The sequence below is a fragment of the Nitrosomonas sp. Is35 genome, assembly GCF_033063295.1.
GTDB lineage: Bacteria > Pseudomonadota > Gammaproteobacteria > Burkholderiales > Nitrosomonadaceae > Nitrosomonas.
In genome coordinates this window covers 1,778,852-1,804,580 of the sequence record NZ_JAWJZH010000001.1, presented here as the reverse complement: position 1 = coordinate 1,804,580, position 25,729 = coordinate 1,778,852, and the positions used below count along the sequence as shown (strand labels likewise).

Annotated in this window: 25 protein-coding genes; 8 read left to right on the top strand and 17 right to left on the bottom strand. The window is 49.0% G+C overall.

What is annotated here, in order from left to right; all coding sequences use genetic code 11:
* Positions 1-3: 3 nt before the first annotated feature.
* Entirely contained in the window at positions 4-1,008 is a 1,005-nt protein-coding gene (gene dusB / locus R2083_RS08485; protein WP_317530579.1) for a tRNA dihydrouridine synthase DusB, read from the bottom strand.
* A gap of 164 nt (positions 1,009-1,172) precedes the next feature.
* On the bottom strand, positions 1,173-2,345 hold the full coding sequence (locus tag R2083_RS08480; RefSeq protein ID WP_317530580.1) for an FAD-dependent monooxygenase: 1,173 nt from the start codon (positions 2,343-2,345) through the stop codon (positions 1,173-1,175).
* A 332-nt stretch (positions 2,346-2,677) separates the two neighbouring features.
* On the opposite strand from R2083_RS08480, the gene R2083_RS08475 reads away from it, so the two are divergent.
* Both R2083_RS08475 and R2083_RS08470 read left to right on the top strand, forming a co-directional pair.
* Entirely contained in the window at positions 2,678-3,427 is a 750-nt protein-coding gene (locus R2083_RS08475) for an ankyrin repeat domain-containing protein (RefSeq protein ID WP_317530581.1), read from the top strand.
* Between the two features lie 83 nt (positions 3,428-3,510).
* Complete coding sequence (locus R2083_RS08470) at positions 3,511-4,185, top strand: tetratricopeptide repeat protein (RefSeq protein ID WP_132426505.1); 675 nt, start codon at positions 3,511-3,513, stop codon at positions 4,183-4,185.
* A gap of 62 nt (positions 4,186-4,247) precedes the next feature.
* Here R2083_RS08470 and R2083_RS08465 read toward each other — a convergent pair whose 3' ends face one another.
* Positions 4,248-5,297 carry a class I fructose-bisphosphate aldolase gene (locus tag R2083_RS08465; RefSeq protein ID WP_317538177.1) on the bottom strand — a complete coding sequence of 350 codons (1,050 nt, stop codon included), beginning with the start codon at positions 5,295-5,297 and terminating at the stop codon, positions 4,248-4,250.
* A gap of 157 nt (positions 5,298-5,454) precedes the next feature.
* On the opposite strand from R2083_RS08465, the gene R2083_RS08460 reads away from it, so the two are divergent.
* Positions 5,455-6,218, top strand: a protein-coding gene (locus tag R2083_RS08460; protein ID WP_317529838.1) for an IS5 family transposase whose coding sequence is annotated in 2 segments (ribosomal slippage) — positions 5,455-5,770 and positions 5,770-6,218 — 765 coding nt in all. Because the reading frame shifts where the segments join, the coding sequence is not laid out codon by codon here.
* A 23-nt stretch (positions 6,219-6,241) separates the two neighbouring features.
* Here R2083_RS08460 and R2083_RS08455 read toward each other — a convergent pair.
* Positions 6,242-6,889, bottom strand: a complete 648-nt coding sequence (locus R2083_RS08455; RefSeq protein WP_317530584.1) for a response regulator transcription factor — start codon at positions 6,887-6,889, stop codon at positions 6,242-6,244.
* A complete protein-coding gene (locus tag R2083_RS08450; RefSeq protein ID WP_317538176.1) occupies positions 6,858-8,072 on the bottom strand; it encodes an ATP-binding protein in 1,215 nt (404 codons plus the stop codon). The genes R2083_RS08455 and R2083_RS08450 overlap by 32 nt, the downstream gene beginning before the upstream one ends.
* 238 nt (positions 8,073-8,310) lie before the next feature.
* Here R2083_RS08450 and R2083_RS08445 point away from each other — a divergent pair, with 238 nt between their 5' ends.
* Entirely contained in the window at positions 8,311-10,704 is a 2,394-nt protein-coding gene (locus tag R2083_RS08445; RefSeq protein WP_317538175.1) for a DNA internalization-related competence protein ComEC/Rec2, read from the top strand.
* Positions 10,705-10,791: 87 nt separating this feature from the next.
* Here R2083_RS08445 and R2083_RS08440 read toward each other — a convergent pair whose 3' ends face one another.
* The 8 genes from R2083_RS08440 to R2083_RS08405 form a co-directional block, all read right to left on the bottom strand.
* Entirely contained in the window at positions 10,792-12,231 is a 1,440-nt protein-coding gene (locus R2083_RS08440; RefSeq protein WP_317538174.1) for a HAMP domain-containing sensor histidine kinase, read from the bottom strand.
* Between the two features lie 15 nt (positions 12,232-12,246).
* Positions 12,247-12,636 carry a response regulator gene (locus R2083_RS08435; RefSeq protein ID WP_317530588.1) on the bottom strand — a complete coding sequence of 130 codons (390 nt, stop codon included), beginning with the start codon at positions 12,634-12,636 and terminating at the stop codon, positions 12,247-12,249.
* Between the two features lie 176 nt (positions 12,637-12,812).
* On the bottom strand, positions 12,813-13,670 hold the full coding sequence (locus R2083_RS08430) for an Hsp33 family molecular chaperone HslO (protein WP_317538173.1): 858 nt from the start codon (positions 13,668-13,670) through the stop codon (positions 12,813-12,815).
* 30 nt (positions 13,671-13,700) lie between these two features.
* On the bottom strand, positions 13,701-14,891 hold the full coding sequence (locus R2083_RS08425; RefSeq protein WP_317538172.1) for a carbamoyltransferase HypF: 1,191 nt from the start codon (positions 14,889-14,891) through the stop codon (positions 13,701-13,703).
* On the bottom strand, positions 14,815-15,732 hold the full coding sequence (gene hypB, locus R2083_RS08420; protein ID WP_317530591.1) for a hydrogenase nickel incorporation protein HypB: 918 nt from the start codon (positions 15,730-15,732) through the stop codon (positions 14,815-14,817). The genes R2083_RS08425 and hypB overlap by 77 nt, the downstream gene beginning before the upstream one ends.
* Before the next feature lie 12 nt (positions 15,733-15,744).
* Complete coding sequence (hypA, locus tag R2083_RS08415; RefSeq protein ID WP_317530592.1) at positions 15,745-16,086, bottom strand: hydrogenase maturation nickel metallochaperone HypA; 342 nt, start codon at positions 16,084-16,086, stop codon at positions 15,745-15,747.
* 23 nt (positions 16,087-16,109) lie between these two features.
* Positions 16,110-16,667 carry a HupE/UreJ family protein gene (locus R2083_RS08410; protein ID WP_317538171.1) on the bottom strand — a complete coding sequence of 186 codons (558 nt, stop codon included), beginning with the start codon at positions 16,665-16,667 and terminating at the stop codon, positions 16,110-16,112.
* 41 nt (positions 16,668-16,708) lie between these two features.
* Positions 16,709-17,152, bottom strand: coding sequence for a hydrogenase maturation protease (locus tag R2083_RS08405; protein WP_317530594.1), 444 nt, complete (start codon positions 17,150-17,152; stop codon positions 16,709-16,711).
* A gap of 477 nt (positions 17,153-17,629) precedes the next feature.
* On the opposite strand from R2083_RS08405, the gene R2083_RS08400 reads away from it, so the two are divergent.
* Positions 17,630-18,235, top strand: coding sequence for an FxDxF family PEP-CTERM protein (locus tag R2083_RS08400; RefSeq protein ID WP_317530595.1), 606 nt, complete (start codon positions 17,630-17,632; stop codon positions 18,233-18,235).
* Between the two features lie 102 nt (positions 18,236-18,337).
* Here the strand turns inward: R2083_RS08400 and R2083_RS08395 are convergent, their stop codons facing one another.
* Together R2083_RS08395 and recQ are read right to left on the bottom strand one after the other, a co-directional pair.
* Positions 18,338-18,523 (bottom strand): membrane lipoprotein lipid attachment site-containing protein, encoded by a 186-nt coding sequence (locus R2083_RS08395; protein WP_317530596.1) that lies wholly within the window; start codon positions 18,521-18,523, stop codon positions 18,338-18,340.
* A gap of 86 nt (positions 18,524-18,609) precedes the next feature.
* Complete coding sequence (gene recQ, locus R2083_RS08390) at positions 18,610-20,430, bottom strand: DNA helicase RecQ (RefSeq protein ID WP_317530597.1); 1,821 nt, start codon at positions 20,428-20,430, stop codon at positions 18,610-18,612.
* A 295-nt stretch (positions 20,431-20,725) separates the two neighbouring features.
* Here recQ and glnA point away from each other — a divergent pair, with 295 nt between their 5' ends.
* The 3 genes from glnA (at position 20,726) to R2083_RS08375 (ending at position 23,256) form a co-directional block, all read left to right on the top strand.
* Entirely contained in the window at positions 20,726-22,135 is a 1,410-nt protein-coding gene (gene glnA, locus R2083_RS08385; RefSeq protein WP_090316785.1) for a type I glutamate--ammonia ligase, read from the top strand.
* Between the two features lie 184 nt (positions 22,136-22,319).
* Positions 22,320-22,769 (top strand): DUF4124 domain-containing protein, encoded by a 450-nt coding sequence (locus R2083_RS08380; RefSeq protein WP_317538170.1) that lies wholly within the window; start codon positions 22,320-22,322, stop codon positions 22,767-22,769.
* Between the two features lie 37 nt (positions 22,770-22,806).
* Positions 22,807-23,256: a DUF4124 domain-containing protein gene (locus tag R2083_RS08375; RefSeq protein ID WP_317538169.1), complete on the top strand. Its 450-nt coding sequence runs from the start codon at positions 22,807-22,809 to the stop codon at positions 23,254-23,256.
* A 7-nt stretch (positions 23,257-23,263) separates the two neighbouring features.
* Here R2083_RS08375 and xth read toward each other — a convergent pair whose 3' ends face one another.
* The gene (xth, locus tag R2083_RS08370) at positions 23,264-24,031 is read right to left on the bottom strand and encodes an exodeoxyribonuclease III (protein ID WP_317538168.1); all 768 of its coding nucleotides are present in this window, start codon (positions 24,029-24,031) and stop codon (positions 23,264-23,266) included.
* A gap of 2 nt (positions 24,032-24,033) precedes the next feature.
* Positions 24,034-25,719, bottom strand: coding sequence for a hypothetical protein (locus R2083_RS08365; protein ID WP_317538167.1), 1,686 nt, complete (start codon positions 25,717-25,719; stop codon positions 24,034-24,036).
* Between the last annotated feature and the right edge of the window lie 10 nt (positions 25,720-25,729).

The window sequence follows — 25,729 nt, the reverse complement described above, 5'->3', positions numbered from 1 at the left end:
TGACTACTCCCCCTCTTTGATATAACTCAATCGTTGACCTTTCTCAGCTAATGTAGAGAAAAACTTATTGGTTTCATAAATTTGTTGATCGCTGGTTTGTAACTGATTCATTGACTGACGAAAGCTGGCAGATCCAACGAGCCCCTTGGTATACCAGGAAATATGCTTGCGTGCGATACGGATACCGGAGTATTCGCCATAGAATTCATACAAATCATGTAAATGATTGATGAGCACATGGTGAATTTCAGATACTTCGGGTGCTTGTAAATGTTGACCAGTGGTGAGGTAGTGGTTGATTTCACGGAATATCCACGGCCTGCCTTGTGCGGCGCGGCCTATCATAATCGCGTCTGCATTGGTGTAGGCAAGAATATCGCGGGCTTTTTCCGGCGTTGTGATATCGCCATTGGCGATGACAGGAATTTTAATGGCAGCTTTAACCGCTGCGATGGTGTCGTATTCGGCGGTGCCGGTGTATGCGCATGCGCGGGTGCGGCCGTGGATTGCGAGCGCTTGAATACCGGAATTCTCAGCGATATGCGCTATGGAAAGGGCGTTTTTGTGTTGTTTGTCCCAGCCAGTACGTATCTTGAGTGTTACTGGAATATCGACGGCTTTAACCACGGCATCCAAAATTTTTCCCACTAATTGCTCATCTTGCAATAAAGCGGAACCGGCCATGACATTGCAGATTTTTTTGGCTGGGCAACCCATATTAATATCGATGATCTGGGCGCCATTATCCACATTGTAACGTGCCGCTGCTGCCAGCATCTGCGGGTCGGCGCCGGCAATTTGCACGGAAACCGGCGAGACCTCGCCTTCATGGTCGGCGCGCCGTTGCGTTTTCTTGGAGCCCCACAGCAACGAATTGCTGGACACCATTTCTGACACTGCCATGCCTGCGCCCATCGTTTTGCACAATTGACGGAAGGGGCGATCGGTCACTCCCGCCATTGGCGCGACAATGAGTTTGTTTTTCAGAATGTGTGTGCCAATTTGCATGTAAGCGGTGTATGTGGGTTAAATAAGCAGTGATTACCGGGAAGCTTTAATTCGAATGACTGGCGTCTAAATCGCTGCATGGGAATATTCATATAATTCCCTCAGCGCACAATGGCGAATTATAGCTTTAGTTTTGCCGGGCAGATAGTGGATAGAGAATGAAATTATCCGCGCGCCCCGAATATCATGCGGCGGGCGACAAATCGTTTCAGCGGCGGCATGCAATCCAGTGTGCTCAAACCGATTCCACACGCATGTTTGAGTATTCCATTGCCGTTGGAAAAAAGTTTAATGAGGGAATCGGTAAAAATTCTCCCGCCACTGCTGTCCATTCGTCTTTTTTGCTGGTAGCCGGACAGCATCGCTGCTGTGCCGATTTCCCGCGCTGCGCTTTGGGTATTGATGGCTTCGCATGCTAATTCGTAGGCATCTCTCAGTCCCAGATTAAATCCTTGTCCGGCGACGGGATGCAATGTTTGGGCAGCATTACCGATCAATGCGGTGCGTTGCGAGGTAGTGGAAATTGCGTGTTTAAGTGTGAGCGGGAATGCCGATCTTTTTCCGGCGTGCGTGAATTTTCCCAGACGGTCGCCAAAATGCCGGTGCAAGCGGAGCAGAAAATCGCTATCGTTTAACGAGGTGATCTCTTGAACTGCTTCAGGGCTTACCGTCCAAACCAATGCGAAATCTTCTGCATTGGGTAGCAATGCGACGGGGCCATCGGCAGTAAAGCGTTCGTATGCAATGCCGGTTTGTTTTTTCTGCGCTTTGATATTGGCGACAACGGCGTATTGGTGGTAATCGTGCGTCTGATAGACGACATCAGGTAATTGCTGAGCCAATTTGCCGCCATCGGCCAAGACCAGCAGCTGAGCGGTTACTGTCTGTTCTTTCCCCTGGTAATTAAAATGCACCGTGCCTAGGTTTTCAGTAGTCTCTAACCGGGTGACGATCGCACCGGCAATATAACCGGCGGTACTGCCAGTCAAGCGGTGATGCATCGAGCAAAAAAGATCGTGATAGTTGACCACGAATCCTAATGCAGGAACACCGGCATCTTCCGGTGTTAAAACAGTCTGGCCGAAGCTGCCGCGATTGGAAATATGAATTGTCGTGATCGGTGTTTTTTTTGTCAGCTTGTTCCACACACCCAAGCGATGCAGGATTAAGTGGCTGCCGTGCGATAATGCGAGCGGGCGGGGATCTTCATCTTTTTCCGGTACGCCGCGTGCTTCCAGCAGTAGACTTGAGATACCGGTATCCTGCAGCGCAAGCGCTAAAGCCATGCCCACCGGTCCGCCGCCAATGATAACGATGTCATAATGATCAGTGATCATAGTGTTTCTTGAGATTTTTGCAGAATTATTTATGTGTGGTTGATAGACCGGATGCCATATTTTATCCGCGAACTCCGGTGGCAGCCCATGCATTCTGATTGGAGTCATGATTACTGCGTGTTGAATACGGCAGGAGAATAGCATATTGCCACGAATCGTGGAATGTGCGGTTGGGTAAGTCTGTTGTGATGCGCAGGCAAGAAAACGGCTTAAACTGTATAATCGCAGCGTTCAATATTTGAAATCGGTGAAGCCGGTTTCATGGAAGCAATGCTGCGGTGATAATTTGAGAATTTTCTGTGTGACTCAAAGAGGATAGGAAGGAATTTTGCATGATGAGATTTTTTGAAAATAAATTGGCAGGATGGATAATATTTTTACTTGCTATTGTTTCCACTGAAGTCTGGTCAGCGAATCTGGATAGCGAATTGATCAGTGCCGCCGATAAGGGTAATTTTCCACTGGTAAAAAAGATACTGGATTCTCAACGTATTGAGCAAGAAGAACTCAATGCGGCTTTTCTAGCGGCGGTTAAAAAGGGCCATGCGACTGTAATCGAGCGATTTATACAAGCAGGTGTGGATGTCAATTTAAGAGCGGATGATGACTATACTCCGTTGATGCGATCAGCTCGTGATGGCCGTGATCAGGCGGTGGAAATTTTGCTGGCTGCCGGTGCCGATGTCAATGCGCCGGCTGCGGAAGATGGCACGGCATTAATGATGGCGGCCGAGAAAGACCGCAGGAAAGCCATCGATCTGTTGCTGGCGGCAAAAGCCGAGGTGAGTGCAAAACGCGCCGATAGTATGACGGCGCTGACGCTGGCCGCGCAGCAAGGTCATCGGCAAGTCATTCAGACATTGATCAATGCCGGCGCCGATGTTAATTATCAATTGGAAAATGGCGCGACAGCGCTGATGCTGGCGGCACAGCTTGGCCATTTAGGTGCGGTTCATACATTGCTGGCGGCAAACGCCAATCCCAATCTGAAAGCCAGCAATAGCGCGACTGCACTGACATTGGCCAAACTTTATCATCATAAGGAAGTGATTGAATTATTGATAAAGGCGGGAGCCAAGTAGTCACTACTATGCTATCTTGATGTCCATCCGGATTTGAAAATGCGTTGTTATTGTTATAACCCAATGAATAGAGGAAATTCTAGATGAATGTTTTGGCAGTTTTATTTCTTGCTGCGACGGTTGCATTGCTTGCTGGTTGCGATGGTGAACCGAAAAGTGATAAATCAGAAGCAGGCTCAATATCCGCGCCGCTGAATGAGATCACCAAATTGGGTGAGATTCCGTCCATCATGAGCGAAGGGCTGACAGAGGAAGAGAAAGCTGAGTTAAGAGATCAGATTATGCCCGGCGGTGTCGGTGACGTTAAAGCCGCCGAAGAGAAATTTAAAGCATTAATGGCCGATGCCAGAGCAGGCGACCCGGCTGCGCAAAACAGCTTGGGTGTCATGTACTACACCGGGGAAGCAGTATCCAAGACCTTATCCGGCCAAGTGTTGAATAATGATCCGGAATTGGCTGCCGGCTGGTTCTTCCGCGCTGCCGAACAAGGTTATGCCGATGCGCAGTTTAATTTAGGATTGATGTACGCAAACGGTGAAGGTGTGCCGCAAGATATGGAACAGGCGGCGGAACTGTTCAAGAGTGCAGCCGAACAAGGTCATGTCGATGCGCAGAATAACCTGGGAGCCATGTATTTCACCGGAGAAGGCGTAGACAGGGATGAGAAAAAAGCGGTCGAGTGGTTTAAAAAGGCGGCCGCACAAGGAAATGAAGATGCGCAAGCTAATCTCGATGCGATTAAAGCATCCGGAAAATAATGGCTCATTTTCAGGCCGTGCGCTGTATGGCACGGCCATTTGCTGTCATTCGGCCAGATAGCCTAAGCGATATTGACTTCGTTGGATAAATACACATCCTGAATGGCGTGCAGCAGTTTGACGCCTTCTGCAAAAGGTTTTTGAAATGCCTTACGCCCGGAGATTAACCCCATCCCGCCTGCCCGTTTGTTGATGACCGCGGTACGGATCGCCTGCTGTAAATCATCGCTGCCGGATTCGCCGCCGGAATTGATCATGCCGATCCGTCCCATGTAGCAATTGGCCACTTGATACCGCACCAGATCGATCGGGTGTTCCGTTGTCAGTTCACTGTATACCTTAGGGTGCGTTTTGCCGAATTTAATCGCGTTGTATCCGCCATTGTTGGTCGCCATTTTTTGCTTAACGATGTCGGCACCGATGGTTACCGCCAGATGATTGGCTTGACCGGTCAGATCAGCGCTGACGTGATAATCCTTTTCGGTGGTTTTAAACGCGGCGTTACGGGTATAAGCCCACAAAATGGTGACCATGCCCAAGTTATGCGCATGTTCAAACGCTGCTGAAACTTCTTGGATCTGACGGCGGGACTCGTCCGAACCAAAAAAAACAGTCGCACCCACCGCACACGCGCCCATATCAAATGCCTGATTGACGCTGGCAAAAAGTGTTTGATCGTATTTATTGGGATAAGTCAGCAGTTCATTGTGATTGATTTTAAGAATCATCGGAATTTTGTGCGCATAGCGCCGCGCTACACTACCCAGCACGCCCAATGTGGATGCGACACCATTGCATCCGCCTTCAAGCGCCAAATCGACAATGCTCTTGGGATCAAAAAACATGGGATTGGGAGCAAATGACGCACCGGCCGAGTGCTCAACACCCTGGTCTACCGGAAGCAATGACAAATAACCGGTACCCGCTAAACGCCCTTGATTATAAAGCGCTTGCAGATTGCGCAATACGCTGGGTTTGCGGTTGCTCAATGCCATGACGCGATCGACAAAATCAGCACCGGGCAGCTGCAGGCTTTGCTTCGGTATGGTATGGCAGACATGATTGAGCAGCAGCTCGCTTTCACTACCCAGAACAGCGGAAATATTGGTCATTTTTGCTCCTGATTGAGGGACTATGGCTTGGTGCCACTTTGACTTGCTTACGGAGAAGTCATCTTAATCGATGCGCCGGGTTGAGAAAATAAGTATTATGCTTATTTCCATTGCGCATTAACTAGGGCCTGTTAACGCTATTTGATATAATTTGGTGATGGAAATCACCGAAACTCAATATCAACAGATCGAGCACTGCCTGCCGCGTCAGCGTGGCAACGTCAGCCATTCCAATCTGCAAGTTCTCAATGCCATTCTTTACGTTGCCGAGCATGGCTGCAAGTGGCGAGGACTGCCCAAGCGATTCGGCAACTGGCATACCATCTATACCCGCATGAATCGCTGGGCAAAGAGTGGTGTACTGAGCCATGTATTTGGGCAACTTCAGCATCAGCAAATCATCCGTATCCGTATTGAAACTGTTTCGCTGGACAGCACCAGCATCAAAGTCCATCCCGACGGTACGGGTGCGTTAAAAAAAACGGCCCCCAATCCATCGGAAAATCTCGAGGTGGATGGACCACCAAAATTCATCTGGTTGCCGCAGATTCCAGAACAACCATAGGCTTTGCCCTCTCGCCCGGTCACGCCCACGATGCGCCAGAGGGCAGGCAGCTTTTGCTTTCCCTCGGTCCCGTCAATACGCCCACCTACCTGCTGATGGATCGTGCTTATGAGGGCGACCAAACCCGGCAACTGGCACTAGATTTGGGTTACATCCCGGTTGTTCCGCCCAAAGCAAATCGCTTGTCACCCTGGGAATACAACCGTGCCATGTACAAAAAACGCAACGAGATCGAACGATTGTTCAGAAGGCTCAAGGGATTTCGCCGCATCTTCTCCAGGTTCGATAAGCTCGATGTCGTCTTCATCTCCTTTATCCACTTCGCTCTCATCGTCGAAGCAATCAGATTGTGTTAACAGACCCTAAGTTACGCTGTCATTTATGTCTGAATGACGTTATTGTTAATCGCCAGACGAATAAGCTGTGTGGTGTTCTGCAATTGTAACTTTCGCATCAGGTTGACATGATGAACACCGACGGTTTTCGGGCTGATGGCGAGTTTTTCCGCGATTTGCGTGCTGGAGTTTCCTTCCGCGATCAGTTTGAATATTTGAAATTCTCGCTTGGTGAGCATATCCAAAGGGTTTTCGCAGGTATCCTTGCGTGTTGCGTTGAGTGCCAGTGTTGCGGCTAACTCCGATTCGATATAAATTTTTCCCGCATTGACTTGCCGCACCGCCTGAACCATTTCTCCAATGCCGCTTTGTTTGCTGAGAAATCCGGTGGCTCCGGCTTTTAATGATCGTTGCGCCATCGTGACATTATTCAGCATGCTGAATACCAGGACGTGTGCCGCGGGATCTCTGGCTTTGATGCGCCGGATGGTTTCGAGTCCGCCGATGCCCGGCATGTTCAGATCCAGAATCGTCACATCCGGTTGATATTCCAAGTAGTATTGGTAACCGGACTCGCCATCGTCGGCTTCCCCGACAACGCAGATATCGGGTGTGCTCTCCAGCAACCGGCGATAACCGGTACGCACTACGGGATGATCATCAATCAACAGGATAGAGATTGGTTTCGTCATAATTTGAGTGTTCAATTGGCAGTTTAATATTGATTTCCGTGCCTTCATTGCATGCGCTGCGCACCGACAATGTGCCACCCATGGCAATGACGCGCTCACGCATACCGAGTAATCCTAATCCGCGAAATTGTTGATTGATATTATATCCCTTGCCGTTGTCTTCGATGGTGAGCAGCAAACAATCTTCCATGCACTCTAAACTGCTTTCACGGCTGAAGCTTATTTGTGCCCAGGTGGCTTCGGAGTGGTTGTAGATATTGTTCAAACCTTCTTGGATGATACGGAAGATGGCGATATTGATCGATTCGTGCAATTTATCCAGTTCACCGCTCAATTTGAATTCAAGAATGATCTGCGGATGGTGCGTGCTCCATTGCCGTTTCAGTTCCAATAAAGCATCGACCAATCCCAGCGTATCCAGCAACACGGGCCGCAATTTATGCAGCATTTCATGGATTACTTCATTCATTTTCTGAGTACAGTCGCGGATTGCGCGCGCACTGGCAGAACTTACCGAATCGGCCGGAGCGTTATTCAGAATGACTTCATTCTCGATGCGAATCACCGTAAGCCATTGCCCTAACTCATCGTGCAATTCACGCGCGAGTGAACGCCGTTCTTTTTCTTGCACTTGAAACAATTCTTTCATTAACCGTCTGTTTTCATTTAATAGGTTGCGATTAAGATTGATGGTTTTCTTAAGCTGACTGATATCGGACATGATCATGAGGCAAGTGCTGTTATCACACATCACTGTGCTTTGCAGCCTGAGATAGTTTAGATGCTCATCTGCGTTCTTGATTTTTAGATCAACTGTGGTTTTTCCTGAGGTAACGAAAACTTTTTGCAAATAATCGGTAAAAATTTGCTTGTTGATATCAAAAAAGCACTCCATGAAAGATTTGCCGATCAGCGCTTCGCGGTCATTGTTGAGTAATTTCGCGCCCCTGAGATTAAGCGATAAAATGTGCCCGGTTTTGTCTAAAGTCAGGTAGCCGACTGGTGCATATTCGTAAAGATCTTCAAAGCGGCTGTGAGATTCACTCAATTGCTGCTGTGTTTCTTTAAGTTCCCGGTACTGCAACTCCAGTTCAAAGTGAGACGTTTGCAATTCGCTCAGTAGCTCGGTTTTGCTGAATTTTATATCGTCATCTTTTCTTCTTTGCTCTTCACTTTGCGTCATACTATCTCCTATTACTCATCCTACGCGTATGCTGGAGCTGTGCCCGGTGATTCAAGCATAACTGTATTTCATCTGCTAAGAATACGTAATGTTATAGTACCAAATTATTACAAATCATAACGCTATAATTTTATGAGAAAAATCCTACAAACGAAGGAACTGGAGATTACAGTGAAAGTTGCGGGTGCCGTACTGATGTTTTAAGCATTGATTTGCACGTCATGAAGGTTGAAACGGTTTGTCAGTACGATTAAACATTCTGGCTTTTGTTTTGGGGGTTGGTTTGCTGCAGCAGCAAGCTGACTTGCCCGCACTCGATTGGGCTTGGGGTTTCATCCCGATCCTGGCCGTCAGCGGATTGCTTGCGCGTTATTCATCGGACGCATCGATTACGCTACGCGAAATCTTACTGTGTCTGTTTTTCCTGGGGATCGGGTTTTTCTGGGCTGCGGCTTTGGCACAGTGGCGTTTGTCCGATATCTTGCCGCCAAGCTGGGAGCGGAAGGATATACAAATAACCGGCGTAGTGGCGAGTGTGCAGCACAGCAATGAACGTGGTATCCGCTTCCGTTTTGATGTAGAGCAGGTGATTACACCCGGTGCGGTTGTGCCTCAACATCTTCTATTATCCTGGTTCAAAGAGCGGCAAACAGGAACGTACCGTTTGGAGCGGCCAAACCTGCACGCGGGGGAACGCTGGCGTATTACCGTGCGGCTCAAGCAGCCGCATGGCAGCATAAATCCACATGGCTTTGATTATGAAGTGTGGGCGTTGGAGCGTAATATTCGTGCAAGCGGATACGTGCGCCCATCGGTTGATAATGAACTTCTGCAACCAATGGTTTCAACGCCCAAATACTGGGTTGAGCATATCCGTGAGGATATTCAGCAGCGTTTTGCCGCCAATTTACCCGGCCATGCGTATGCGGGTGTATTGCAAGCCTTGGCTATGGGCGATCAACACGCTATCCCGCGCGATCAATGGCAAATTTTCACCCGAACCGGCACCAATCATTTGATGGCCATTTCCGGGCTGCACATCACGATGATTTCCAGCATGATGTTTGCGCTGGTTTTCTGGTCATGGCGCTGGTCGGCTTATCTGACGTTACGTTTACCGGCACGCCGCGCTGCTGTCGTTGCTGGGCTGGTTGTGGCATTGGCTTATGCGGTTCTGTCCGGTTTTGCAATTCCGGCGCAGCGGACACTCTATATGCTGGCCGTTGTGGCAATTGCAGTATGGCGAGGGCAGCAATCTTCCGCAACAACGGTGCTGGCTTGGGCGCTGTTTTGGGTGGTTCTGCTCGATCCCTGGGCCGTCATGGCGCCCGGATTCTGGTTGTCGTTCGGTGCCATCGGACTCATTATGCTGATAACGGTAGGGCGGATTGGCAAAGTTCACTGGTTTACCGATTGGTTGCGGGTTCAGTGGGCGATCACCCTGGGGTTAATTCCGCTGTTACTGATTTTCTTCCAGCAGGTACCGATGGTATCGCCGCTTGCTAATGCTATTGCCATTCCGTTGATAAGTCTTGTGGTCGTGCCGCTGACTCTGTTGGCAGTGATACCGCTGTTTGACTTTATTTTGCCGGTGGCACACGAAGTTTTAAGCTTCGTTATGACGATATTGCACGCGCTGAGTGATTTTCCACAGGCCGTATGGCAGCAGCATACGCCGCCGCTGTGGACAATCTTGGCAGCCGTTTGCGGAATTTTGTGGATGCTGTTGCCCGGAAGTTTGGCAAGCGGATTCTTTGCAGGTTTCCCAGCACGCTGGCTCGGAGCGATGGCGTTATTGCCGATGTTTTGGGTATTGCCTGCGCAACCCAAAAGCGGTGAGTTATGGCTGACGATCCTGGATGCCGGTCAGGGATTGGCCGTTGTCGCGCGTACAGCGCATCATACGGTGTTGTTTGATACTGGGCCTGGCTTTGGCGATACCGATAGCGGCAGCCGTATTGTCGTACCATACTTGCGTGGTGAGGGCATACGGAAACTGGATGCCATGATCGTATCGCATGCGGATACAGACCATAGCGGTGGCGCTTTGTCGGTAATGGACGAAATACCGGTTGAATTGTTGTTGTCTTCTTTGAACGATCAGCATCCCATACGGCGCACTGCAAAGCATCACGATCAATGCCATGCCGGACAGTCATGGCATTGGGATGGCGTGCATTTTGAGTTGTTGCACCCATTACCGCAGGATTATGCAAATTCACAACGCAAAACCAATTCAAACAGTTGCGTGCTAAAGATCACATCGCTGCATGGCAGCGTATTACTACCAGCGGATATTGAAGGTAAAGATGAATTAGCGTTGCTTAGCCGCGCCAGTGAGAAGCTTCCGGCAACCGTGCTGATCGCGCCACATCACGGCAGCCTGTCATCGTCAACAATGAATTTTGTGCGGCAGGTGAGTCCGGCAGTGACAGTCTTTACGGTCGGTTACCTTAATCGCTATGGCCATCCGCGCGAAGAAGTAATGGCACGGTATCTCAACTTGAACAGCCGCTTGCTGCGCAGTGACAGAGATGGCGCGATCTTGCTGCGTTTTGCCAGTAATGGCTGGTCGGTTGAGAGTTGGAGACAATCAAACCGGCGCTACTGGTATCACAGCACAATCGAATAGATTGGATTGAAATGATGGGACTACTGCAATGAGTATCAATAGAGATAGGGTTGGTATCGATAAACGAAGGTTGTCAGTGGGTTTTCCCTAGTGATCGTCATCGGGCAATTCGATATCGTTAAACAGTACGGTGAACGAAGTACCCGCGCCTGGTTCACTGGTCACTTTGATTTTTAATTTATTATTTTCTGCCGCGATTCTTACGATGGACAAGCCAATTCCGCTGGTTGCCTTGTTATGCAGTGCCGCCCTGGGCGAATAAAAATATTCGTTGAATATATTCGGTAAGTCTTTATTCTCTATGCCTATACCGTGATCAGTAATGGTGATACTAGCACTTCGGTCCCGCTGATTGATGGCGGATGTAATTTCTACCGCTGTATTATCATGCGAATAGGTGATCGCATTGGTAATAATATTTTCCAGAAGTATTTCCAGTTGATCGGGGATAACCTTGCAATAAAAATTTTCAATCGATAAATTGAATGCGATATGTTTGGCATTGGCAACGAGCGTTAATTTCTCAATACATTTTTGCAGTGTGGTTTGAATGTCGATTGTCTCGAACACTGCGGTATTAAGACAGGTATCTTTCAAGCGCTCGAGTCTGAGCAAGTCGAGAATCAAGCTCGACATACTTTGTGCGCGGCTATCAATCTTGTCCAATGCTTCATTTACGCCGTCTGAAGCATCTCCGCAATAACCCCCTTTAATCAAATTGATTTTGCTGCGGATGGCATCCAACGGCGATTTGAGCTGATGCGTCATCAGCACGGCGTATTGATCTTTTTCGACTTGCGCCTGATTGATTTGCCTATAAGCATCCAGCAGGTGGCGCTCATGCGCCCGGACGATCAGGGAAAGTCTCGACACTACATACCAAACGATAAAAAATAAGATATCGAGAAAAAACATCCATAACATTGCCCCATCTTTACGCGCATTTTCCGACAGCAGATGATTGTTGACCAATGTTGACAGTGGCGTTTGCGTTTGCGTGATCAGGAAGTTATCAACAATGATAACTATCGTATCCATGAGACACACTAAAATGGTGACATACAAGCTTTCGCGGGTAGAAAAAAAGATGCAGGCAAGCGCAATATGCAGCACATAGAAAAATGAAATGGGTGTAGTCGTGCTGCCAATATAATGTACAACAACAGACAAACAGATCAAATCGACAATGATCTGTACCCATAGATTGATCGAGGGGGAGTTATATTTACCCGGTTTGAAACGGTCTAATGCAAAGATGTAAGCAATATTAGCGACAACCAGTACGATGATGATGGCGACCGGCCATTTTTGCTGCTCGCTGATTCCAAATTGCGTCAATACATTCGACGCCGATAGCATCAGGATTTCGAAGAAAACCAAAGTGACAATTAATGCCCAGCGGAAAGTAATAAACCAGCGAATATTACTGATTAATACATCATCGCTGAGCTTAAGTTTGTCGCCTTTTATTTCAAGCAGAATATTTTGACTATTGGATTTATCCCAGGAAAATTCAGTTGTCGCCATTTTCACATAATCCAACTAGGCAGCCTCTCCCGTATGCTTTAATCGATCATTGATCGTTGCCAATAAGCTTACCGGTTCGACGGGTTTTTCCATGATACACACCCATTCATGCGAGCCATCCTCAAAATAAGGTCTGATCATATCGCCCAAGGAGGTGAGAAAAATGGTTTGTATTTGTGGAAAGCGTTTGTGAATCTTTGCATAGGTAGTCAAACCGGAATCCATGGATTCGACCATTACATCAAGAATTGCCAGATCAGGGCGTTTGCTTTCATCTTCCAGTGAATCGATAAAATCTTGCATGGACAGATAACTGCTAACTTCATATCCATTCTTGCAAAGAATCCGTTCAACCGCTTCGCGGATATCGGAATCATCGTCAACATGTGCTATTCGTGGTGCCATCATCATTCTCCTAACTTCATCGTGTGAACCCGGTCAGGCTTCTTACAAGAAAGAAACCGTTTGCTCACCGGGGATATTCTTGAGCCGATCATATCTTAGCAAATGTGAAAAATATGTGAAGTATAAAACGGCAGATATCGATAATATATGAGTTCTAGCAGGATATATGCTGTAACTCAATGAACCGTCGGCCCTGCCTCGCGGAATATGGTATCAACCGCCAGCGCATCCAGACGGTACTCACGATTGCAGATGTCATCGTTGACAACCACTTCGCCGAATTCTTTCAGGATTGAATCGACTTCCTCGCGGCCGAGCGAATGTAGCATGGCGTAAATCTTAGCAGAGTCTTCGCGGCAGCCGTACTGGATGGTTTGTGCATCGAAAATGCGGATGGTTTCTTGATAAAACAGGCGGGTCAGTATTTCTTCCACAGTCAAGTCGAATAGTGCATGATCATGCACTGTCGCCGCCAGTGCTTCGGCGCGCGCCCAGCCGTCGGGGTCTTGCAGATCGGCATTAGGCAGTTTTTGCAGCAATAAGCCAAAAATGGCGGTATCCGTGGTGATCAAAAATAAGCGCGAGGGCAGTTGCTCGGATTGGCGGAAGTAATGCTCAAAGATTTCGGCGATATTGTTGCCGTCGAGCGGTACGATGCTTTGATAACACTCGCGCATCGACGGCATGTCCAATGTGATCAGCAATTGACCATCACCGAGCAGTTCGGACACAGGCTGCGCTGCGATGTTTTCTGCGTGTTTTGCCATGCCGCGAATATGTAAAGTATCGGTGCAGTCGATAACCAACATCGAAACGGGACCATTGCCATTCAATTGGATGGTCAACCGGCCGGCTTGCTTGAGATTTTCGCCCAGCAGCAGGGTGACGGCGCTCATCTCTCCTACCAGCTGGGTCACCGGTTGTGGATAGTTGCGCCCGGTTAATAGGGCTTGCCAAACCGAGTCGAGGTGTACGATGGCACCGCGGATGTCCAGATTTTCCAGAAGAAAGCGTTGTACATAGTTGTTGCTCATTCTAAGGCCTTCGGTTGTAAGAAATCGTCATTATAACCGGTTGTGCTGCAATGCCACCCATGCCTGGCCTAATGCAACTGCGCTGTCATCCGGCAACATCTGCTGTGCGATGAAGATTTGGAGCGGCGATGCAATCAAGTGATGGATCAAGCCATGCCGCAATATCGCGTTATGAAAACACCCGCCACCCAGCGCTATCTGTGAAATATGATGTTGTTCGGCCGCCTGTACAATCCACGCCGCCAATCCGGCAACCAGTGTGGCATGAAATAGCGCGGCGCCGTAGGCGGCATCATGTCCGGCATCACGGCAATCGATCAGTGCCGACAGTAAGGACGAGAAATCCAGTTGGTTGTCAGCGCTGATGCGATAACCGTCCATCAGCGCACCAGTTTCTCCATGTTGTTCGGCGAGTTGCTGCAATTGTATGGCGGCTTGTGCTTCATTCGATTGAATCGCATTGACGTCCAGCAATCCGGCCGCTGCGTCGAACAAGCGCCCCATGCTGGATGTATGGGGACAATTCAAATTTTGTGCCAGCATCGCGGCAACCGTCGCCGCCGCCGGTTGATCTGGAAAACGCGAGGTAATTTCAGCGCCGCGATTTAAGCGGAATAACGCTGCTGCAGCCATGCGCCACGGCTCTTGTGCGGCGCGGTCACCGCCTGGCAATGCCAAGGTTGTCAGGTGACCGAGCCGGTCAAAACGAGCGCCATCGACCAATAGCAACTCACCGCCCCAAGGTGTGTTGTCCGTTCCCAGACCGACACCATCCAGCGCCAAGCCTAATACCGGCTGAATCAATTGGTGTTCGGCGCAAATGGCAGCGATGTGGGCATGATGATGCTGTACGGCCAATGCAGGAATACGCCGCTGTTCAGCGTATGTTTGCGCAAATTGCGTGCTGTAAAAATCCGGATGCAGGTCGTGCGTGACGATTTCCGGCTGAATGGAATAATCCTGGCATAGACGCTGCACGGTTCGATTTAGTTGCTGACGAGCTTCTACTGTTGCCAAGTCGCCAATCAACGGAGAGATATGTGCACGATGGCCTTGCGTTACACAAATGGTATTTTTCAGCCAGGCGCCGCAAGCTAGAACGGAAGGACCGCTGATGGCCAGCGGGATAGTGGTACCGCGTGGATTAGCCAAGCGCGGAATCGATATGTTGCGGAGACTCGCTTGCTGCTGCGCGAAGGCATTCCGCGCTAATCCAATCAATCCAGGCCTGCATGCCGCTGCCTTGCGTGGCGGAAATTTGCAGCACGGGTAATCCGGGATGAACGCGGTGCGCATAGTCAATGGTCAAATCGACATCAAAAGTTAAGTGGGGCAGCAAATCGCATTTATTCAGCAACATTAAATCGGCGGCATGAAACATGTCGGGATATTTCAGCGGTTTATCTTCGCCTTCGGTGGCGGACAGAATGACCACTTTGTGCGCTTCACCCAAATCAAAACCGGATGGACACACCAGATTGCCGACGTTTTCGATGAATAACACGCTGTTATCTGCTACAACCATTTGCTGTAAAGCTTGGCCAATCATGTGCGCATCCAAATGACAGCCTTTACCAGTGTTGATTTGCAATGCCGGGACACCGGTTGCGCGGATACGTGCGGCGTCGTGGTCGGTTTGCTGATCGCCCTCGATCACCGCAATCGGGAACCGGTCGCGCAGCATTTCAATCGTTTTGACGAGCAACGTGGTTTTGCCGGAACCCGGACTGGAAACCAGATTCAGTGCAAAAATACCGTGCTCGGCTAAATACCGGCGATTTTCAGCAGCGAATTGGTTATTTTTTGCCAGAATATCACGCTCAATTTTCACCATTCGCGTTTGATTCATACCGGGCGCGTGCGTACCCGCGATGCCGGTGCCGAAATGCAGCGTATCGGCTGCGTGATTGGCTGTTACGGGTGCGGCTACTTTTTCATGCGCATGATCATGCGCGGATTGCAACGGGCGATAGTGAAGCCGGGTATTTGAATGATGCCGCGACCGCATCGATTGACCGTTAATGCGCGTTTGCCCAATGCCGCAACCACAAGTTGTACACATAATCGATTCCTTTTATTCCACTTCCAGTTCCTTGATGCGCATGCCATCGCCTTGCGTGACATTCAGCCCATAGCCGCCGCACTGTGGACACGCCTGATGGTAGGCGGCGATCATAGTAACTTGATGGCATTGATCGCACATCGCCTGTCCAGTGATTTCGATAATTTCCAGCTTGGCCTGCCGGGCGATACTGTCTTCCGTTACCACAGCAAAAAAGAAACGCAGCGATTCCTGCTCGACACAAGCCAGTTGGCCGATTTCCAGCCATACCGTTTTGACTTGTGTGAATTTTTGCTCAACCGCGGCGTCTTCAATGAGCTGTAAGATGCTTTCGGCAAGCGATAGCTCATGCATGTATTACCTCATTATCCGGCGGCTTACGGGATTAATAAAAAACCGCCATAACCGGCAATGATGATACCGCTAAAACGAATCCACCGGGTGCCGGCAAATTTTTTGCACAACAGGGCCAAGCCGATGCCGCACAAATGCAATAGCATCGTCGCCAGCATAAAACCCCCAGCGTAGGAGGGCAGCGATATACTGGGCGGCATTTCGCTGCCATGCGCATAGCCGTGACTGAGCGCAAATAATCCGATCAACAGCAAGCTGACACTGAGCGGTAAATGTTTGCGCCAAACGAGTAGTGCACCCAGCATCACCAGCGACAGCATAATGCCGTGCTCCGCGAAAGCGAGTGGCAGGGTGATCGCGCCGAATAAACCGCCCAAACCCATCACCACGACAAAAATCAGCGGAAAAAGCCAGACAATACGACCATGCGCTTGCGCGGCCCATAAGCCGACGGCAATCATCGCCAGCATATGGTCCAGCCCGCTCAACGGATGCGCGAATCCGTGCAGCCACCCGTTATGCGGTCCGTCACCGGTATGCGCAAAAGCCAGGGGTGATGCGATCAGAATCGGTATGATCAATAACAAAAGCCAAAAAAATTTCAATGGCGGAACCGTTTTTTTCATCGTTGTTGTAAATACCATTGCTGAATTTTTAATATGGCGGCAGCCAGATTTTCATTGGCTTGAATGCTTAAATAATCTCCCAATTCAAAGCGATAACCGCGGATGCGCAGTAGAAAAGCAGGCGGTGCGGTATGCGAATGGATTTGCTGGTAAACATACAGCAACGCTGCCGGTGTTAAGGCATGACTGGTATAACTGCCGTCTTTTTCCGTAGTCACGGCTGAAAATTCAAAAGGTTCCTGGCACGACATATCCGCATCCACAAATATAATCCGGTCAAAGCCCGTTAAATCCGCAGCATGCTCAATCAGCAATTGCATGTCAACAAGGCAAGCGACATCCGCCAGTCGTAACTGAGCGATATGCTCCACTAGCAGGGGGCCTAATGCATCGTCCCCGCGTCCGGGATTTCCATAGCCGAATAGCAATAGCTTGTTCATGCGCTGCCTGAATACATTAGCTGGGTATTTTTATGACGGTGAGATTGTTTCATTAAAACTTTCTTGTGATCTGTGATGGTGATTTTATGTATTGTTTTACAGAAAGTATGATTTTTCTTTGACTGCTTGCGGATTAACTGCCGGTCCTGTTCAAGATTGATCTGTCAACCAGGATGAATAAACCGTCATTTTGCAGCTTGTATACTGGTACATCGCCTATTCGCAGTAATTACGATTGCAGCAATAAATTAGTCACTTACCATATTCAACCGAGCTGTAATCCGATACCGGCCGGGACACCAGCCGCTCACCTCCCGGTTAATCCCAACTACAAACCGACTAGGGCACATTCGGTGCATTCATCTTATTAATTTCATGACACTTTTCCCTATTTAATTCAGAGTGCTTACTGCATCATAGGCAGCATGATTTAGCAGTGAATTGTTTGATGCGCGGGTTAAATTTTAAAGGAGTGAAATGATGCAAAGTTATTTTCGATTGGTAGTGGTTTCTGTTGCACTGTGCTTGGGCTCAGTCACCAGTATGGCTAATGCCGGTGTTTTTGACGGACACACGATCAATTATCAGTACTATTTTCCGAACTTGAGTACGCCGTATGCTTCGGCGGGTAATGGCGATTATCTGGTGAATTCCGGTGTGGAAATATCGAATGTGGTCGATGGTTTCGGTACCATAGACTTCAGCGGCGATGAATTCGTGATTTCCTTTGCGCATAGCGGCAATTTTTCGCCTACCGAATTTAATGGTTTTGCAATTAGTGATGTATCTGCGAGTATCAATCCGTTTGCATCATTCAGTCTGGTTTCCAATACCGCGGTGAGCGGCACACCCACCTTGAGTTTTGATGCAAACCATTTGTATGTGAATTGGGCGGGGCTTAATTTCAATCGGGGCGAACTGGTTTTTTCGGTGAGTTCCCTGACGCCACATTCATATCCACACTCGCATCCCGTCACTTCTTTTTCCCGTACCATCAGCCCAGTTCCGGAACCCGATACTTACGCGATCTTACTGGTTGGGTTAGGTCTGGTAGGCTACAGTGCGCGCCGTAAGCAAATTTAATTTGTGTCTGTTGTCCGATATGTCTTGTGTACATCGGATTATGTAGCAATAAAAAACCGCCACTTCGGGCGGTTTTTTATTTTATGCTTTGTTACTTTAGGGTTAGTGCCCAGGTTTGCTGGTACCACCATAAGGCCGTGGATCTTGTCCTTCTTTGAGACATTCACCATTGCCACCTACGCCAAACTGACAATCGGCATTCGAAGCATTGGGATCACCCATGTTGGCGTTTGAACAAGCGGCTAAGAAAACTAATAAAGTTGCAGCAAAAATTGATTTTTTCATCATTCTAATCGTTCCTTTCTCTTTAAAATACCCAAATTTAATTAGGGATTCGAGTATATAACAGAACTCTAAATATTCAAACAAGTAGTTTACTGTCCTGCTGCTGACTCACAACTGCGAAGGATTTCAATCAGATAGCCGCCATATTTATCAAGCTTGCGCGCGCCGATACCGCTGACTTGGCGTAATTCTTCTTGCGTTTTCGGACACTGCCGCGCCAGTTCGCGCAAGGTCGCATCGTGAAAAATAACATACGCCGGTACACCATGTTCTTTAGCCATTTTTGCGCGCCATGCACGTAATTGCTCCCAAAGATATCGTTCGGTTGCATCCAGCAACATCAAATCACCGCTTTGCCGTTTTTCAAATGCCCGTCCCGCTTGGGTTTGCAGTCGCAGCTGTACGGCTTGCTGCCCCTTCAACACGGCGCGGCTTGCTTCGGTCAGGTGCAATGCGCCATGACTTACACTGTCAGCCGATAGCAGGCCCAGTGCGATGATCTGACGGAATACCGCGCGCCAGGTTTTTTCCGGTAATTCTTTACCGATGCCGAATGTAGTCAACCGGTCGTGATGCCATTCTTTGACACGTTCGGTCAGATTACCGCGCAAAATATCGATCAAATGACCCGTGCCGAAATTTTGCCCGGCGCGGTAAACACAGGATAATGCCTTTTGCACCTCCACCGTCGCATCCCAAACTTGCGGCGGATTCAAACAAACATCGCAATTGCCGCACGCCGTCATATCATCGGTGGTTTCACCGAAATAACTCAGCATGCGCAAGCGTCGGCAGGTGGTTGTTTCGCACAGTGATAGCATGGCTTCCAGTTTGCGGGCGGCAACTTGTTTGAATTTGAGCTGCGCGTCCGATTCTTCGATCATGCGCCGCTGCTGAATGACATCGCCAAGACCGTACACCATCCAGGCATTGGCCGCTTGTCCGTCGCGTCCGGCGCGGCCGGTTTCCTGGTAATAACCTTCAATGCTTTTGGGTAAATCCAGATGCGCGACAAACCGTACGTCCGGCTTATCAATTCCCATGCCAAAAGCTATGGTGGCAACCATCACAATACCTTCCTCGCGCAGAAATCTTTCCTGATTCAGACTGCGCTCCTGCATGCTCATGCCGGCGTGGTAGGCGACCGCGCGCAAACCCTGGGCGGTCAACCATGCCGCGGTTTCCTCGGCTTTTTTGCGCGACAGGCAATACACAATACCGGCGTCGCCGGGGTGTTCCGTTCGCAGGAATGTCAGTAATTGCGCCCGGCTGTTGGTTTTATCGATAATTTGATAGCGGATATTCGGGCGGTCGAAACTGGAAACAAAAATCCTGGCTTCGTCCAATCCGAGCCGCTCAATGATCTCCTTGCGGGTGTCCATATCGGCCGTTGCCGTCAGCGCGATACGCGGCACATCCGGAAAACGTTCGTGCAGTACCGATAACTGTATGTATTCCGGACGGAAATCATGCCCCCATTGCGACACGCAATGCGCTTCGTCAATGGCAAACAGCGCAACCGGAATACGTGCGATCAGATTGAGGAACCGCGCTGTCAACAGCCGCTCCGGCGCGACATACAGTAAATCGTATTCACCCGCCAGAAGCTTCTGTTCAACTTCCGCCGCGGCTTGCTGCGATAACGAGGAATTCAGCACCGCCGCGCGCACCCCTAATTCATGCAGCGACGCGACTTGATTCTGCATCAAGGCAATCAACGGGGACACGACGATGGCAACACCATCGCGCAACAACGCCGGAATTTGATAACACAGCGATTTACCGCCGCCGGTCGGCATCAAAACCAGGCAATCGCCACCGCTGGCGAGGTGTTCGATGACCTCAGCCTGTTGTCCGCGAAAGGCGGGATAACCAAAAACTTCCTTGAGTATAGTGAGTGCGTTGGACATTCCGGATGTGGCTACTACATGGTCTTGATTTTCTTCGGTAAGAAACGCTATTTTTCTGATTTCAGGGGAATAAGCAACACATTCAAGCGATCGCTCCGTCTTGCTATGGTGCGAATCGTAAAGACTTGACTGGCGATAGTACAGTAGAATGCACACCCTGACACTTGGAAGTTTCTGCTGGGTCAGTCCGCAATCGTTTGCATCGTTTCAAATCATTCGCGTTATTGTGCTGGTATAATTCTATCTAATTGCAGCTTTATTTATACAATTTGTCACGCTAGTCTGGAGAGAAAAAATGGTGGTAAATGATGTTTTGAAATTGATTCAAGACAATGAAGTTAAATTTGTTGATTTACGCTTTACCGATACCAATGGTAAAGAACATCATGTTACCGTACCTGCGCATACCTTCGATGCGGATAAATTTGAAGATGGCCATCCTTTTGACGGCTCATCGATAGGCGGCTGGAAAGGCATCCAAGCATCCGATATGTTGCTAATCCCCGATCCGGATACCGCCAACATGGATCCCTTCATGGATGAACCGACATTGCTGATGACGTGCGATGTGGTCGAACCGGCGGACGGCAAGGGCTATAGCCGCGATCCGCGTTCGTTGGCCAAGCGGGGTGAAATTTACTTAAAATCGACCGGGATCGGCGATGTGGCTTATTTCGGACCGGAACCTGAATTTTTTATTTTCGATTCGGTGCGCTGGCATACCGGCATGTCCGGATGCTCGGTCAAAATCGAATCCGAAGAAGCCGCCTGGAGTTCTGCGATCAAATACGAAAGCGGCAATATCGGTCACCGCCCGTCGATCAAAGGCGGTTACTTTCCCGTACCGCCGGTCGATTCGCTGCAAGATATCCGTTCCGCGATGTGCCTGACATTGGAAGACATGGGCATCGGTGTCGAAGTGCATCATCATGAAGTCGCCACGGCGGGTCAATGTGAAATCGGCACCCGTTTCAACAGCCTGGTCAAACGCGCGGATTGGAATCAAGTGCTCAAATATGTCATACATAATGTGGCGCATTCATACGGTAAAACAGCCACTTTCATGCCCAAACCGATCGTTGGCGATGCCGGATCCGGCATGCATGTGCACCAATCCATCTGGAAAGACGGTAAGAATTTGTTCTCCGGCAACGGTTACGCCGGCTTGTCCGAGATTGCGCTGTATTACATCGGCGGCATCCTGAAACACGCCAAAGCGCTGAATGCCATCTGCAATCCCAGCACCAACTCCTACAAACGGCTGGTCGCCGGATATGAAGCGCCGGTCAACCTGGCTTATTCCGCCAGCAACCGTTCGGCCTCTATTCGCATTCCGCACACCAGCAGCCCCAAGGGGCGGCGTATCGAAGTCCGTTTCCCCGATCCGACCGCCAATCCGTATCTGGCGTTTACTGCATTGATGATGGCCGGACTCGACGGCATTCAGAACAAAATCCATCCGGGCGATCCGATGGACAAGAATCTGTACGATCTGCCGCCGGAAGAAGCGGCCAAAGTGCCGAATGTGTGCGCGTCATTGGACGAGGCGCTGGACTGTCTGGATAAAGATCGCGATTTTCTGATTCGCGGCGGTGTTTTTTCCAATGACATCATCGATGCGTACATTCAACTGAAAATGGATGAGGTGATTTTACTGCGCACCACGACGCATCCGGTTGAATTTGATATGTATTACAGCTTATAAATTTGAGAATACGGGAAATTCAAATTGATTTTAACCATCGTGACGAGATCGAGAGGCATGAAAAAATAGAACCGTAAAGCGCAATAAGCAGGATTTATTCGCTCTTTTTTTGCTTTTCGTTAGAGAAATCATTGGTAGACTGATCGGGTAGCGGTAATTGTGATCAACATTCTTCTAGCAAAATATGAAAACCGGAACATTATTAATCCTATTCGCCCTTATTTTGTTGAGCTCTATATCGCAGGCTATTGCTGAAACAAACATCTACAAGCATGTTGATAAGGACGGCAATATCACCTTCACTAACCGCCGCATCCCTAACGCGGAAAAAATATCCATTGCGTCGTATTCCAGAAATTCCGAATCCGCTCCGGCCAAATTACAGTCCAATGGAAATGTGCCGCGTATAAAAGATACGACGCAAAAGGAACGCGATACGGTACGCCGCCAGATTCTGCAAAAGGAATTGTCGGCCGAAGAAAAGCATTTCATCGATACGCAAACGCATCTGGATCAATTCGGCGATGCCGCTGAAGCAAATAACCCGCATGAAAAAGTTGTGCAGCTAAGAAATAAGTTATTCCAGCATCAAAGAAATATCACTGCCTTAAAGAAAGAACTCGCCAGACTGTAGCTGCTCCAAAAATCACAACCGGTCCATAGGGTGATGCATGAATAGAAATAATTCCTTGTTGATTGTTCTGGCTTTTTTTTCCTGCTCGATACAAGCCGGTGTGTATAAGCACGTCGACGAGCGTGGCAACGTAACTTATTCCAACGTACCGTCGAGCAACGCCAAGAAAGTTGATTTACCGCCGATTGTGGTGGTGCCTTCGGTCGATTCCGGCGATGTCGAAGAAAGAATCGCAAAACGCCGTGAAGCGATGAAACTCGAGGAACAGCGCGAGAAAATACAAAGCAAAATAACGGAAGAAGAGAAACGCCTGGGCGAATTAAAAAGTGAATACAAAGACGGTGCTCCGGATCGCTTGGGCAGTGAGCGTAATTATCAGCGCTATCTCAACCGGGTCGAGCGAATGCGTGAAGAAATGGACGCACGGGAAAAGAATCTGGAAACATTGAAAAAAGGACTCCAGGAAGTATCTCGCAGCAACCCGTAATCCCGGCTCAAGCGGATAATTCGGTTACAACGGGCGCATGATCCGAAGGGCGCTCCAGCTTGCGCACCGCTTTATCAACCGTGCAGCTTGTACAGACGCTTGCGAGCGCATCGCTGAGTAAAATATGGTCGATGCGTAATCCCCGGTTCAGGCGGAAAGCCATCATGCGGTAATCCCACCAGGTATACGATTTCTCCGCTTGCTCAAACAAGCGGAAGCTATCCGTCAAACCCAGCTTCAATAGATCACCGAATGCCGCGCGTTCTGGCTGACTGCACAATACTTTACCTTGCCACAATTGCGGATCGTAGACATCGCGATCTTCCGGTGCGATATTAAAATCGCCCAGGATGGCCAGTTTCTTATAATTCTTCAGTTCCTGTTGTAACCATCCGGTCAAGGAGGGCAGCCAGCGTAATTTGTATTGATATTTTTCCGATTCGACCGTATCGCCGTTCGGCACATACGCGGAAATGACACGCATATCGCCATAGGTTACCGCCACCACGCGTTTTTGCTCGTCTTCAAACCCGGGTATTGCGGTAATGATTTCGCTTCCTTTTTGCTTGCTGAGAATTGCGACACCGTTATAGGTCTTCTGCCCGGTAAAAATCGACTCATAGCCAACCGCGGCAATTTCAGCAGCCGGAAAGTTTTCATCGGTTAACTTGGTTTCCTGCAAACACAGCATATCCGGCTGGTTCGTTTGCAGCCAATCGATTACCTGCGGTAGCCTTACTTTGAGCGAATTTACATTCCAGGTTGCTAATTTCATGATTAATCCTTGGCGTTATGAATAACCAGCTGGTTAAACGGTATGACCCACTGCTGTTGATTGCAAACCTCAACCGCATAACGTTGTAGCGCCCGTTTAATGGCGAACAGATCTCCCGCGGCGGTGCCATCGAAAGTGGCGACAATTTTGTAATCCAGCGACGACGTATTGGCATGAGCGAAATGCACCACCAGATCATTCAGTGAGTTACCGAAGGATTCCAGCAGCAAGCCGCGCCGGATACCCTCACATAAGATTTCCGGAATCACAGTGATGCATTGCGCTTGATGCTGGTAATCGATACCGAAATCGCTGGTTACAGTAAATCCCAGGGAATAATTCTTCGGCTGGGCGGCCAGGAAATCGGCAATGCTATAGGTGATCGGCATCACGCCGTTGGGCTGCGATAACACGATGCATTCCAAGGTAATGCATTTCACCATGGCAAAGGTGTTATCGGTCAGCATCACGAAGTCACCCCTTTGGCATGGAAACCAAGGCTCGTCTGCGGAGTACGGACGGGAAACGTAATTGGCCAGTTCCGCCAAAGTGAGCCGTAGCTCCAACCCGGGCAGCATAGGATTGGTCAACTTACTGTAATAATTCAAACTTTCCACCAGCAACGGGATACCGTTATAGTTGATGCATTCGCCTTCCCTGACCGATCCGGTATTCAATAGTATCCGCAGCTCATTGATAAAACTGGGAATAGAGTTTTTCAGCAGCAGGATGATGCTGAGCAGCAGTAACACGGTAATACCGATTAATACCTGGTCGTTACGCACACTCAGCACATAAAACACCGCTGTGATCGACAACGCTGCCATCAGAAAATGATAAAACAATGTACTGATGCGCTGATAATAGGTTCTTCTTTCCTCTTTCTTGCGATGATTCAGCCAGTGCAGCAGCTTTTGCAACGATAGCATCGAGAAATACACGGTAATAAAAGCGGTCAGCGCCATCAACAAGGTGGCGCCGCGTCCCGCGGCAAATTGCTGCACATGCTCACCCAAGGATATTTCCTTGGCGGATTGCGATTTAATCATCTCCTCGAGTTGTAATTGCGCAACTTCCAGAAGGTGCTGATTTTCCAGCAATTGATCGTTCCATTTTTTGCTGATGCGCTCAAACTCGGCATAAGCCTCTTTCTCAAAACCGGCTGTATTGATCTCCCCGATATGTTTAAGCACTTCATTGATGACACGGATTTGCGATTTATAAAAATCGATTTTCTTTTGCAAGCTATCGGTTTTACGCTTATTTTCCGTCAATTGGCGCAATTCGCTCATGATCGGCTGCACGATTTCCAGTAAATCTTTCTGCCAATCGAATTCCTTCTTTTCTGTTGTTTCCTCTTTGCTCAGCTCCAAGCCCGCCGTCAGAATCATTTCAAATGACGATTTCTGCTCCGCGATAGCATTGCTCAATTCGGTCAACTCCGCCTGGATTTTGTTTTTCTCCTGCTCCGTCTTGGCTTTTGCCAACGCCTTTGACATCACTTCCGCTTGATCTTGTTGCAGTTTGATGCTGCTGATAATGTCATTGAGCTTCTCAACAGCCAGTTCTTTTTGCAGCTCCCTTTCGGTAGCAATCAAAGGAATGTCCAATGTGCTCGCACCGGCGCCGGAAAGCACCAGTGCCAGTAAAAAGAAAACAAGCCAACGTAAAGCAAAATTAATTTTCATGTTTTTCGAG